This window comes from Nonomuraea sp. NPDC004186 (genome assembly GCF_053603495.1).
Genome location: NZ_JBSGFQ010000032.1, coordinates 102574 through 116335 on the forward strand (window position 1 = coordinate 102574; position 13762 = coordinate 116335).

At 64.3% G+C, this 13762-nt stretch carries 7 protein-coding genes and 1 tRNA gene; 3 read left to right on the forward strand and 5 right to left on the reverse strand.

Translation table 11 applies throughout. The annotated features are described in order from the left end of the window. Positions 1-114 precede the first annotated feature (114 nt). Together ACWEPL_RS25680 and ACWEPL_RS25685 are read right to left on the reverse strand one after the other, a co-directional pair. Positions 115-369, reverse strand: coding sequence for a hypothetical protein (locus ACWEPL_RS25680; protein WP_363981273.1), 255 nt, complete (start codon positions 367-369; stop codon positions 115-117). Positions 370-976: 607 nt separating this feature from the next. Then, positions 977-1468, reverse strand: coding sequence for a YajQ family cyclic di-GMP-binding protein (locus tag ACWEPL_RS25685; protein WP_397373647.1), 492 nt, complete (start codon positions 1466-1468; stop codon positions 977-979). A 268-nt stretch (positions 1469-1736) separates the two neighbouring features. On the opposite strand from ACWEPL_RS25685, the gene ACWEPL_RS25690 reads away from it, so the two are divergent. Together ACWEPL_RS25690 and ACWEPL_RS25695 are read left to right on the forward strand one after the other, a co-directional pair. Next, positions 1737-1818, forward strand: a tRNA-Tyr gene (locus ACWEPL_RS25690). Between the two features lie 377 nt (positions 1819-2195). Then, positions 2196-2408, forward strand: coding sequence for a hypothetical protein (locus ACWEPL_RS25695; protein ID WP_452437645.1), 213 nt, complete (start codon positions 2196-2198; stop codon positions 2406-2408). Positions 2409-2486: 78 nt separating this feature from the next. On the opposite strand, the gene ACWEPL_RS25700 is transcribed toward ACWEPL_RS25695, so the two are convergent. Further along, complete coding sequence (locus ACWEPL_RS25700; RefSeq protein WP_452437646.1) at positions 2487-3026, reverse strand: hypothetical protein; 540 nt, start codon at positions 3024-3026, stop codon at positions 2487-2489. A 954-nt stretch (positions 3027-3980) separates the two neighbouring features. Here ACWEPL_RS25700 and ACWEPL_RS25705 point away from each other — a divergent pair. Further along, positions 3981-11543: an RHS repeat-associated core domain-containing protein gene (locus ACWEPL_RS25705; RefSeq protein ID WP_452437647.1), complete on the forward strand. Its 7563-nt coding sequence runs from the start codon at positions 3981-3983 to the stop codon at positions 11541-11543. Between the two features lie 720 nt (positions 11544-12263). Here the strand turns inward: ACWEPL_RS25705 and ACWEPL_RS25710 are convergent. After that, on the reverse strand, positions 12264-12617 hold the full coding sequence (locus ACWEPL_RS25710) for a hypothetical protein (protein ID WP_452437648.1): 354 nt from the start codon (positions 12615-12617) through the stop codon (positions 12264-12266). 563 nt (positions 12618-13180) lie between these two features. Then, positions 13181-13465 carry a DUF3027 domain-containing protein gene (locus ACWEPL_RS25715; protein WP_452437649.1) on the reverse strand — a complete coding sequence of 95 codons (285 nt, stop codon included), beginning with the start codon at positions 13463-13465 and terminating at the stop codon, positions 13181-13183. Between the last annotated feature and the right edge of the window lie 297 nt (positions 13466-13762).

Below are 13762 nucleotides of genomic sequence, written 5' to 3' on the forward strand. Positions count from 1 at the left end.
TCATGTCCGTACCACGCAGGTCAGAGATCAAGCGGATGCTGGGCTCAGCCTGAGCCGCCGCGAGCAGATCGGCGGCTTTGGCTGAGCCTTTGGCTATCTAGGGATGAGCTCGGGTTAGAGGGACCCCGGCTGGAGCTGAACCTTGCATTGGATGGAACTGAGGTACTCGTTCAAGTGCCGCCGAAGCCCGGCCATCTCGTCGCCGAGAGCTGCGAGATCTTGTCTGACCTCAATACGGAACTCGGCGATGTCGGCCTTTATCTGGTCGACTTCGGCCGTTGTGGCCTTGCCGGCGCCACTGCTGGGCACGCCCGCTTCGAGTGCCCGCATCCGTGACATCAGGTCGAGAAGGCGTCCTTCTATGTCCACTGTTCCACCTTTGCGGCAGAGGGAGTACTCCCTTGTGGTTGACTTCATCCATGGTCTCATTGAGTGAGGACTCAGTGACGGACAGTTCCCCAACTGCCGATGGGCGCCCGTAGTCAGGCAGTGGTTCTTTCGCACCGGTGCCTAGATTTCTTTTCCCCGGGAGGAGGATCGAACTCCCATGGTGCGCGTCGGCGAAGAACTCCGGCCAGCGAAAACGGGTCAAGGCGACGGATCGGAAAGACCGGGTGCCGCGTCGACGATCGACACAGGCACGAGATCTCGGATAGATGGTTCAACGAGCCAAGAAGACCATCAAACGCGGAGACTTCGCCGGCACCTTGTTGGTGGCGGGTGGGTGCCCCCGCCTCTGACTGGCCTACATCACCCACGGAGCCATTTGGCCGATCCGCAAGGGCACCTCGACCAAGGCTGTGTAGCCCGCTCTCAGCCACTCCACCGAGGATACGTACATGTGGGGGAGCGGCCCGAGGCACAGGAGAAGACGCGTGCCCTCGTGGACAGCGCGCTCGACCGTGTGCCCCGGATGTGCCCTCCGAGCCCTGCGGAACGCTGGAACGCCAGTTCAAAGGCCTGAAGTAGGCCTCCGCTAGCGGTAGTTCACGAACTGGAGGGCGATGTCCAGATCCTTGCCCTTCAGAAGGGAGATGACGTCCTGAAGGTCGTCCTTCTTCTTCGAGCTGACCCGAAGCTCCTCGCCCTGAATCTGCGCCTTGATCCCCTTCGGCCCCTCGTCGCGAATCAGCTTGGAGATCTTCTTCGCGTTCTCCTGGTCGATGCCCTCCTTCAGGCTGACCAGCATCCGGTACTCCTTGCCCGACAGCTTGGGCTCACCCGCGTCGAGGATCTTCAGCGAGAGGCCCCGCTTGACCACCTTCTCCTTGAACACGTCGAGAGCGGCATTCGCCCGCTCCTCGCTGTTCGCCTTGATCTCGATGTTGTCCTGCCCTGACCAGCTGATCGCGGCCCCCGTACCCTTGAAGTCGAAGCGGTGCCCGATCTCCTTGACCGTCTGGTTCAGAGCGTTGTCGACCTCCTGACGGTCGATCTTGCTCACGATGTCGAAAGACGAATCGGCCAAAACACTCATCCTCTCAGCGGCGAAAGCACTACCCGGATCCTGCTTCCCCGGCGTACGCGAAAACGCGCGGACCCAGCGCACGAGCCTAGCCAGCATCGGCCCGCCGCGCAGGACACCGCTCCCCGTACGGAGAACCGTCCAGATTCCGGCTCCCCTCCACCCGTTTCGGCGCGGTGCCCAACGGAGATCCGGCGCACACCCAACCGTTGTCACGTACACCTCGGAAGTCCGCTATCCTTCTATCTGTCGCCGCGAGAGCGGATGGCACGGCAGGTTGCCCGAGTGGCCAAAGGGAGCGGTCTGTAAAACCGTCGGCTCAGCCTACGCAAGTTCGAACCTTGCACCTGCCACACCAGCGGGAAGAGGCCCGTCACCAGCGGAAACGCAGTGACGGGCCTCTCGCTTTGTGTCCGGCTGTCTACGGCGATCATCGGCGTTCTACGGCCACTCACGGCCAATACGCGGCCAAGTTTGCAGGTCTACTTGCGCCCCTAGGGGCTGCCCGACTCGACCCTCAACTGATCGATCGTCGATGCGGGTCGGTAGCGGCGACTGAGTGCGTGTTTTAGAAGATCATTCATGTTCGGCGTGGCAGCATGAGGGCGGCTGGATGCCCCCTGATCGCTACCCTTCGGACCTGACCGACATGCAGTGGGAGCTCTGTCGGCGTACCTAACAACGCCCATCCGGCAGGTCTTCGCCGACCAGGGGTTTCGCGGGACGGTTGGTGGACTGGGCACGCTACTCCCTGCGTACCTCCCTGGAGATCGTGCGTAAGCCCGCTGACCAGCGCAGTTTCAACGTCATCTCCCGCAGGTGGGCGGTCGAGCGTACCTTGGTTCGGCTGCCCGCCTGCCGCTGCCTGGCCCGTGACCATGAATGCGATCCCGCCTTCTCCGAGGCCATCATCCACTGGGCCGCCATCACAGGCATGGCCTGACGGATCACACGCCGCCATCCGGCCCAACGTCGGCGTCGACACAACCTCCGCCAGCCTTGATCGCGCTTGTCGCGAAGCTCATGAGTCCCACCAGCGTGGCAAGCTGTCATCGGGTGTGTCCGGGCTGGCGAAGTGGAATGGCACGCCCAGGCTGTGGGCTATCGCCTGGCCTTTCTCGACAGCCTCAACGGCTTCCGGCCAAGTCGGAACCTCCCCGTTGAACAGCCGCAGGTCACTCCCGCGACGAAACAGTGCCAGCAGACACTCGTCGAAGCGGTGATGGTGCCGGCCCGGCCGTTGCACGATCGCGACCAGTTCCACGAACCAGCCCTGGGTATCTCCGTCCCACAGCGCTTCAACCGCGACCACCGGCTCGCTGATCGCCCTAACCGCCTTGACCAGCCGTGGAAGTTGCACAGGCGCTTCTTCAATGTCATCCAAGCCCTGCTCGGCCAACCGGACGGATCGTTCCTGCAGCATGTCCTGCGCCTCATATAGGCCAGGCACAGGATCAATGCCGCCTTCGGACCGTAACAGCATGATGGCTGCAATCAGCCGTCCACGACGAAGGTGTTCGTCGATTCGATCACGAACCTGCGGGGGGGCAACTTTGCCCACCACCCATCCCGTACTTCCACACGTATCAGTCTGACCAGCGGTGATCACAGTGTTGCTTCACCCCTCTCAAACACGCTGTGAGCGGTAGATCTGCACATCATGAGGTTCGTGTCGGGTCTGTGGATGACCTACCTGGCGGCCCAAGATTGTGGGGATGGCGAGTAGTCTGCGCCGTTTCTGCAGAATTCCGCGGCGATCTGCGGATCGCGTCGGCCTATGCAGAAGCGGGGCCTAGCCGGGCGGCTGGCCTGTGTCCTTTCTCTCGAAGAGGCATTCTGCTGATTCTGCGGATTGATGGTTTGGCTCTTCGTCGGCACCAGCTCCGCCGACCGGTCAACTCTGTGGCTCGTTCTGTACTGGCTCCCTATTGGCACAGCTTGACGAACTGCTGGTTTTCGGAGTCACCTACTAACTGTCGATACCTGTCTTCGTGGGGAGTGTTGATGAATCGCCTCCGCTGTCCGCATTCCTTCGTGCGACGCCACCGAGGATTGGAACCAACTGCTCCATCACAAGGGATCCGGCAGCCAGTCGTCACCTCCACGCTTGGTTCCTCCGGCCCTGAGGGGCAGGGCGTTCCAGCCGCTAGCGGGCAACTATGCGACCAGCGCGACCGACGTGCAGGTGCCTGCCACTGGTTCGCCTATGGCCGCGAGCTTTCATCCGGTACGTCGCACTCCGTGCCGATTTGGTAGCTGAGATGACCCTTGTTGACTGATCTTGCGAAAGTTACGCTTTGCCCGTTTGGTCAGTGCTCCAGAGCCGCACGAGTCAGGACTTCTGCCGGGTGGGGTGGAGCGACGTCTGGCACCCCAATAAGGGTGTCCCTCGTTGTGGTTCGGAGCGTGACGGCGTATGCGCCGGTATTTGTCATGGGCTCGTCTGGCTGTGCCGTCGGTGGTGGCGTTAACAGTCCTGCTATCAGGAGCACCGCCGGCGTTCTATCCGCAGCCCGTGTCTGCTGCTGCCACTACTCAGGACGTCCTGGTGTCGGACGGTATCGAGAACGTGCCCGTGCAGATGCGAGGCTCCGCCACCGAACTGCCTTCGCTGGTGGAATCGGCGGTCACCGCTACCCCAGAGAAAGCGGGCACACCCAGGCGATCGACCCGGCCGCCGAAGGGTGCACTTGCCCCCGACAGCCGTGATCCTGGTGACAGAGAACGAGCCGCACACGCCGTGGCGGAGCGGGAGCCCGCGGGGCGTCAGGACAAGGCCGATGCCTACGAAGCGACCACGACACGGGCCGGGGTGGCCGCCGGCGGTGGATGCACCATCGACTGTGTCGAGATATTCAACGTCTATCCCCAACAGGGATCGCTGGTCAGCACGCTGACCCCGTTGATGACCGCCAGCTCGCGTATCTATGGCCAGATCAACGGCGGCGTGGCGGCCCAGTACTCGTTCAAGTTGCACTGTGGGGAACTGTCGACGGCCGTGTGCGCGGAGTCGGGCTTGAGCCAGAGCCGGAGCTGGCAGACCCCCGCGGGGAAGCTGGAGTGGGGCAAGAAGTACTGCGTCGAATTCATCGCCCGCTACTCCGACGCCACTGAGGACTGGGAGTCCAGCTGCTTCATCACTGGGATCCGGCAGCCGGTCGTCGCCTCCACGCTTGGCCAGCCCGGCCCCGGTGGGCGGGCATTTGAGCCGTTGGCGGGCAACTATACGACGAGTGCGACCGACGCGCAGGTGCCCGCCGCCGGTCCCAGCCTGACGGTCAACCGTTGGTACAACAGCCTCGACCCGCGCCGTACGGGCATCTTCGGCGCCGGCTGGAGTACCCGCTGGGACATGCGCATCCAGCGGGAGACCAGCCTCGGTGTCGCCTCGCTCCTGGTCACCTACCCGCAGGGGCAGGTGCTGCGTTTCGTCGCCAAGGGTGACGGCGGCTACCAGGCGCCGCCGGGTGTTCACGCGACCCTGGCCGACGTGGCCGCCGGGGGTTGGCGGTTGATGGACAAGTCGTCCACCATCTACACCTTCGACGCCCAGGGCCGCCTTCAGAAGATCACTGACGCTCGGGGGCGTACCCAAGACCTGGTCTACACCGGGACCGGCCTGTCGAAGGTCACCGCGACCGGGGGCCGATCCCTCACGTTCGCCTGGAACGGCGCCCACGTGGGTTCGGTGTCCACGGATCCGGTCGACGGCAGCCCGCTGACATGGACCTATCACTACGACGGAGACAAGCTCACCAAGGTGTGCTCGCCCGCCGAGGCGCCCAACTGCACCATCTACAGCTACACCACCGGCTCGCAGTACAAGAACCGGGTGCTGGACACGGACCCGATCGGCTACTGGCGTCTGGACGAAACCGGGACAGGCACACAATGGGAGCCGCCGCAAAGGTGTTACTGGGACCCGGACGCCGCTGCGTGCCAGCCCCCCGCCACTGACGCCGCCCGCGACCTGACCGGGGTCTCCGGCACCGCCCGCTACTTTCGCATCTCCTCGCGTGGCCGGCCTTCACCCTTGAGTGGCACCACCAACGGGGCCGTCCAGCTCACAGGCTTCGACGAAGACGCGCAGTATCTCGTCCTGCCGCGCAACGCGATGGCCTCCCGGCATACGCGCATGTCGGTCGAGATGTGGTTCAAGACCACCGGGGCGGGGGTGCTGCTGTCCGGCAAGGACACCGGCGACAGCCCCGGCTACGGCGGTAGTGCGCCGCTGGATGAGAGGCCGGTGCCGGCGATGCTGTACGTCGGTACCGACGGCAAACTGCGCGGCCAGCTGTACCGCGGCGCAACCCCCGCGAATGTCATGACGACCAGCCGCACGGTCAATGACGGCCAATGGCACCACCTTGTCCTGACCGGCGACGGTCCCAAGGAGACCATCTATCTGGACGGGCAGAGCGTCGCCACGCGGACCGGCTCGCAGCCCAGCCCCCAAACGTGGCTGGAGTACGCCCGTGTCGGCGTCGGCGACTTCGACCAGAACTGGCCCGCCGCGCCTTCGCCCGGCCAGTACGCCTACGTCTCCTTCTACTTCCGAGGCGACATCGACGAGGTCGCGCTGTATGACAAGGCGCTGAGCCCGGATGAGATAGTTGACCACTACGCCGCCCGCGGCCCTGCCCTGAACCTGCTGGACAAGATCACCCTGCCGTCCGGCCGAGTCCGGGCGCAGAACACCTACGACACCGCCACCGACCGGCTCAAGACCCACACCGACCAGCACGGTGGCCTATGGAGCTTGTCCGAGCCCGTCTACGACAAGACCACCCAGCTGTCCAGGGTGACGGTGACGGACCCCACCCAGCAGAACGCCGTCAAATACGACTATGACGCCTGGCGCGGCTACCGGCTGGCCGCGACCGTCGATCAGCTCGAGTACAAGACCACGTATGAGTACGACACCGGTGGCTACCTGAACAAGGTCACCGACGCCAACAACAACAGCACGACCTGGGCGAACGACAGCCGCGGCAACGTCCTGTCCACCACCACGTGCCGGGGCAGCGGCGACTGCCAGACGGCGCGTTCGGAGTTCTCCTTCAACAAGGACGACCCGTTCGACGCCCGCAACGACCGCGTGACCAAGGTTCGCGACGGCCGTTCTGCCAGCGCCAACGACAACACCTACCTCACCAGCTTCGAGTACAACACGTACGGCGATCTGACCAAGCAGACCACCCCGGCCACGCTCGATTTCCCCAACGGCCGCTCGACCACGATCGCCTACACCGACGGCACCGAAGCGGGTGTCGGCGGCGGCACCACCCCGGCCGGTCTGGTGAAGACACGTACCGATGCCAAGGGCAACGCCACGACCTTCGGCTACAGTGCCGCCGGCGATCTGGCCGAGCAGACCGACCCATCCGGGCTGGTCACAAAGTTCGAGCACGATGCGTTAGGCCGTGTGAGCGCCCAGACGCAGATCTCCGACGCCGAACCCGGCGGCGTGAAGACCACCTTCACCTACGACAAGCTGAGCCGGGTGGCCACGCAGACGGCACCGGGTGTGAAGAACGAGATCAGCGGTGTCACGCATACGGCGAAGACCAGCTACACCTACGACCCGGACGGCAACACGCTCACCGCGACTGTCAGCGACCTGACCGGTAGCGACCCGGCGCGGACCATGACCTACACCTACGACGCCTATGGTCACCAGGAGACCGGCACCAACCCTGAGGGTGGTGTGGTTCGCACCAGCTGGGACAAGCTCGGCCTGCAGGCGACCGTCACCGACGAGCTCGGTTCGGTGTTCGGCTACACCTATACCAAGCGCGGCCAGTTGGCCACACGGACGTTGAAGAACTGGACCGGCAGCCCGGTCAGCCCGCAGCCGGCCAAGGAGATCGTCCTGGAGTCGTTCTCCTACGATCCCGGTGGGCGCCTGTCGGCGCGCGTGGACGCGATAGGCCGCAAGACGTCTTACACCTACTTTGGTGACGACCGGCTGTCGCAGGTGGTCGGCGACGATGTCAAGCTCAACGGTTCCACCACGACCAAGGACGTGGTGCTGGAAGCCAACACGTACGACGCGGCGGGTAACCTCGTCAAGCAGGTGACCGGGCTGGACCCCATCTCAGGCGTGAGTGTCGCCACCACCGATTACATCTACGATGCCGCCAGCAGGCTCACCTCGGCCACGCTCGACCCGGCCAAACTCAAGCGCAAGAGCGCCTACGAGTACGACGCCAACGGCCTGACCACCAAGGAAACCCGGACCGGCGCCGGCAGCACCCGCGAGGAAACCTCCAGCTACGCCTACAACGCCGCGGGCATCCGCACCCGCCAGACGATCGAGAACGGCGACCAGGACCTCGTCACCACCTGGACGATCGACGACCGCGGTCTGACCACCGCGATCACCGACCCGCGCGGCAACGCCGACGGCGCCACCAAGGCCGACTTCACCACCGAAATGCGCTATGACGCGCTGGGACGTATGATTGAGGCGACTGGCCCGCAGGTCAAGGTGGACAGGGCCGGTACAGCTGCCGATGCGCACCCCACGGCCCACTTCGGCTACGACACCCTCGGTGCCAAGACCCATGAGACGGACGCCGAAGGCCGCACTGTGACCTCGGCCTTTGACAAGGTCGGCCGCCTGACCAGCCGACGCGCGCCCAATTACACCCCACCCGGCGGCACTGCGCTCACCCCGGCCACTTCCTACGCCTACGACGACGCTGGGCAACTGATCTCCACCACTGATCCGCGCGGCTACACGACCACGTTCGACTACGACAAGCTCGGCCGTCAGGTCCGCGTCACCGACCCAGCTCCGGACGGGCAGCTGGCGGGCACGTGGGTGACCGAGTACGACCTGGCCGGAGAGAAACTGGCTACCGTCGACCCGAACGGCGCGCGCAGCGAGGCCACCTACGACGACCTCGGCCGCCGGATCACCGCCACGCAGATCGAGCGCAGGCCCGCCACCGCCAGCTATACCACCACCATGGAGTACGACAATGCAGGCCGCCTGCTCAAGCAGACCACCCCAGGCGGCAAGGCGACGTCTTACACCTTGAATGCCGCGGGCCAGGTCACCACCATGGCAGACCCGCTGACCAACAAGACCACCATGGACTACGACCTGGCCGGCCGCCTGATCAAGGCCACCGACCCGAACGGCAACGCCACCACCGCCGAATACGACCTGGCCGGCCGCAAGACCGCCGCCAAGGATCTGAACGCAGGCGGCACGGTGCAGCGCACCTTTGGCTACCGCTACGACGCGGCGGGCAACCAAATCAGCGTCACCTCACCCGAGGGCCACGTCACCAAGCAAACCTTCGACGCGCTGAATCGGGCCACCTCGCTCGTCGAACCGGTCTCGTCCACGGAGCAGATCACCACGAGCTTCGGCTACGACGCCGCCGGCGCCCGTACCCGGCTCACCGACGGCCGCGGCAACGCCACTTGGACCAGCTACAACAGCCTCGGCCTGGTCGAGACGGTGGCCGAAGCGTCCACCACCGCCCACCCGAACCCGGCCGACCGCACCTGGACCCAGATCTACGACAAGGCAGGCAACCAGGTAGCTACCATCCAGCCCGGCGGCGTACGCGTCGACCGCACCTTCGACCACTTGGGCCGCCTCACCAAGGAAAGCGGCGCGGGCAGCGGCGCCACCAGTGCCGAACGCACCTTCGGCTACGACCTGGCCGGCCGCCCGGTAGTCGCAGGCGACCTGACCGTCGACTTCAACGACCGGGGCCTGCCGTTGAAGGTCTCCCGCGGCTCCACACAGGAGACCGCGTACAGCTATGACGACCTCGGCAACCCCACCCAACGCACCGACGCCGCCGGCACCGCCACCTTCACCTGGGACAACGCCAGCCGCCTCCAAACCACCACGGACCCAGTCACCGGCCGCACCCTCACCTACGGCTACGACCCGGCCAGCCGGCTGAAGACCATCACGGCCACCAGCGGCGCGGCCAGCACCCAGACCATCGACTACGACGACATGGACCGGGTCACCGGCCAGACGTTGAAGAACGGCTCCGGTACCCAACTCGCCAAGATCACCTACGGCTGGGACAAGGACGACAACCTCACCGCCAAGACCACCGCGGGCACCGCCGGATCGGGCGCCAACACCTACGGCTACGACCACGCCGGACGGCTCACCTCCTGGACCGCCCCCAGCGGCGCGGTCACCGCCTACGAGTGGGACGCCGCAGGCAACCGCACCAAGGCCGGCAACGCGACCTTCACCTACGACGAGCGCAATCGTCTCACCAACGGCGACGGTACTGACTACACCTACACCCCGCGCGGCACCCTGGCCACCAGCATCAAGGCGGGTGCCACCACCAAGTACACCTTCGATGCCTTCGACCGGCTCATCGCCGACGGCGACAGCCTCTACAGCTACGACGCCCTCAACCGGATGACCAGCCGCATCCGCGGCACCGCCAAGCACACCTTCGCCTACTCCGGGCTCGGCAACGACCTGGCCGCCATCACCGACAGCGGCGGCACCGTCCAAGCCAAGTACGCCCGCGACCCCGCCGGCGGCCTGCTCGGCTTGAAGGAAGGCACCGGCGCAGCGGTGGCCGCACTGAGCGACCTGCGCGGCGATCTGGTGGCCGCCTTCACCACCAGCTTGCAGACCTCGACCGCCTATGACCCGTTCGGCACCGTCATCGCCCAGACCGGCACCAAGACCGGCCTCGGTTACCAGGGCGAATACACCGACCCTGACACTGGCAAGGTCAACATGCACGCCCGCTGGTACCAGCCCGGCACGGGGACCTTCACCAGTCGCGATACCGCAGGTCTTAGCCCTAGTCCATCGGTGCAAAGCAACCGCTACACCTATGCCAACGCCTCGCCCCTTACTGGCACGGACCCCACCGGCCGCTACACCGTCATCGACAACGGCTCCATCTCCGGATCCGGTTATGGCGGCTCCAGCTACTTCGGATCGAGCGGCTATACCACCATCCCCGCAGGCGGCTACAACAGTTCCTGGTCATCAGGCGGCGGACAATGCATCGGCAGCTGTGGCCGAGAAGACATCGGCGGCGGAGCCATCGCCTGCATGATCTGGGGCTGCGGCGGAGCCATTGTCGACCCGAGCTGGGTCCGGATGATCGAGCTCCAGAACGAAATGAAATTCTGGCTCGGCGAGGACGAGATCAAGAGGCTGGGCATGAAGGTCATGCCTAATGGTCGACCCGTGCCGAAGAGGGCGGACGGTCTGGTCATCGACTTCTGGGATGCCAGCGAAGAAGCTCAAAATGATTTCATGAGTAGGTATGATCCCGGCGCTAGCGATAAAGCACTTGGGATCATGTGGGCTGTTACTGCCGCGTATTACAACCAGTATCCGACACACCCGGACGGCTGCTATATCACTTGCGCAGAGGGTCCGCCGAGCAATGACAAAAAAACGGCGATGCACCGAGCGGCAGAAGAATTCGCGCGCCATTGGGCGAAGGTTAAGGGGCCGAAGTGGACAACTGCAGATGCAGCTCGTTATGCCGCTGGGGACAAGGCTCGCCTTATAGACTTCAAGAAAAGATGGGTGGCCGCCTATAAGGATGTGATTGGCGCGGCGGCTGCTTACTGGGGAATCCCCAGTTGGGTTCTCGGTGCGGTGGCTTATAACGAGGTGGGAGGCGATCCAGCATGGGTCGACTCTTTGGCGTTCATTAAGAGGGCCGGTGAGAAAGATCTCAAGGCTGCATTGGATACGTCCTTCGGGGAAGTGCAGATGCAGCTCGATCTTGCCGCTACACTGCTCGGATACAATGACAAGGGAATGACAGTCAAGGAGGTTGTCAAGAACGTGCTGGACGTGCTGCAAAATACTGCATCGAACTTGTTCATTGTGGCGTATTATCTGGGGAGGGTGCATAACGCCGTTGGTGGACAGTGGACCGACCAAGAGGTGCAGCGCGTCGGAGCCTGGTACAATGGCGGCTCGAAATATTGGAACACTCGGGACGCCCAAGCCTACGGCAAGGTTATGGTCGCGAATAAAAATCTAGTCAAAGGTCTGCTGGGTGAGAACCCGTGCAGGCCCAAGCACGCGGTGGTATGCGCATGAATGCTGTGACCAGGGGGTCCAAGAAAGGGTCAATATGGATTATTGTGCCCTGGGTCTTATGTATGGCAATTGCGGCATTCCTCCTTGCGGCAAACTTCATCGTCAACGTCTATCAATTCGAATGGACGTCGGTGGTGCCGCCGCAAGTTGATGCGGATGCTGTAGACGCAGCATCCTTATTGACGCGACTGGCATGCGTCCCGGCGGCAATAGCTGTCATCTTGCCTACAAGATCATGGACTCTCCGAGTGCTTGCCGTAGGAATCGTCCTGATCGCCGCATCTAGGCTTATTTGGCTGGCCTCATTGTAGTCCGACGTGATCATCGCCCAGGGTGTGTGGGGCATCGCCATCCTCCGGGTCTGGGTGTCGGATGAGGCGCTTCCGCCGTGCACGTGTACGATCTCGCCGCACTGCTTCCCGTCAGCGAATGCGTCCAGGGCGCCGAACACCCCGACACCCTGACACCCTGACTATCCGAGACGGCCTCACCCGCTGGACGGAGGAAGCGGAGGGGACGGAGTCGAACGGTGGATGGTGGCAGCCAGATGCCGCCGTGAGCGGCCGTTTGTCGCTGGTCACGGGATATACACGGGATGGATCATGAGGCGTTTTCCCAGGTAGACGCCCATGATCCGGGATGCGCACGGGATGGTTCGGCCCTGCAACGCCGAAAGGCCCCGGGGGAGCCGGAGCCCTTCGAGGTGTGCTGCTCGTGATCTCATGCGGTCAGTACGTCCGCTATCCGCCGGTTGACGATCTCCTCCTGACCGTCGATGCACTTGGCATATACGCGGAGCAGGACACCCACCCCGTGGCCGGCACGGGTTGCAACCTCCGGAGCCGGTACGCCGCCATTGAGCCAGAGTGAGACGGCCGCGTGCCGGAGGTCGTACGGTCGCCGGGCGAGCGGTGAGGCGACCTGGGCGGGGCTGAGAGCCAGGGTGCGGGCCTCCTGCCAGACCTCGGTGTAAGCCGTCAAGCGGCGGCGCGGCGCGGCGCCGTATCCCCGGCCCTCCGCCCGCCCGCCGTCCGGGCGTGCGGCCTGGGGGCCGGTCCCGGCCGGCGGCGGCACACCGGGCCGGGCACCGCGCGTCGGCCCTGCCGTACTGACCGATTGCTCCGGCCGGGGTTGCCGCGCCGCCGCATAGATGCAGCCCTTACGATCGCCACGGCATGGCCGGCCGCCGTACGTGCTTGGGGGCGATCGACGATCCAGGGTTCGTGTCTCACCCTGGCTCACCGAGCAGCGTGGCTGATCGCCGAGCTTGATCCCTGGACTGGCTGATTGCAGAATGACGAACAATGGGCAGGAGACGCTACGTCGCCAGAGGCGTTCCCGGTGGCTACCGGATCTGGGACAACAAGGTGCGTCGTTGGTGGGGCGACCTCTACGAGTTATGCCCCGATGACTTGCTTAACGAATTGAACGGCGCGCGTGACTACGGCAAGATCACGGTTCTCCTCAAGGGTTACCGAGCCATGAAGCGGTAGGCGGTGTTCCACTCCAGGTGGAGGTTCTGCCCGATGATCGCTGGCAAGTGCTGACAGCGACGGCATGATCAGTCAGCGGGAGCGACCACTGATGAGAATCTGCGCGATGTAGTGATTCAGCTTCATGCCGCCTGGCTGGGGCTGCTACCCGAACGAGCCGTCCTCGCGGCCGACGAACCGTACGCAGCCGTCGTGCTCGAAACGCATCTGCCCGTCAAACGATGAGGCGGGGTTGGTGCAGGCACCGTAGTCCAAGCCGAGCTGACCGCTCAACGCGATCCAGAAACGACATCCTCCGCACTGGGCGTAGTACCACTCGTCCAGGTACTCAGGGTGGGCGGTGGAGCGATTCAACGACGCACTCCATCGCGAATGGCACTGATCGTTGTGATCTCGATCGTTGCCCGTCCAAGGCTCACCAGGGGCCATTCTCGGTGCCTCCGTCGAAATCCGAGACCGTCAGCCCCGGCTTGCGGGGCCTGAGGCTTGATCAACAGGGTACGGGATATATGCGGGATGGCCACCGCCGAACGGCCTACCAGAAAGCACGTTGCCGCAGGTCGCGGCCTATGAGGCATCGTAAACAGGGGGGCGCTGTAAAACCGTCGGCTCAGCCTACGCAAGTTCGAACCTTGCACCTGCCACACCAGCGGGAAGAGGCCCGTCACCAGCGGAAACGCGGTGACGGGGCGCTCGCGTTTTTTTGGGGTGTGTTAGGCGCTACCC

Coding starts and splice junctions, on each gene's coding strand:
- ACWEPL_RS25715 (WP_452437649.1), bottom strand. CDS start 13,465: ATGGCCCCTGGTGAGCCTTGGACGGGCAACGATCGAGATCACAACGAT.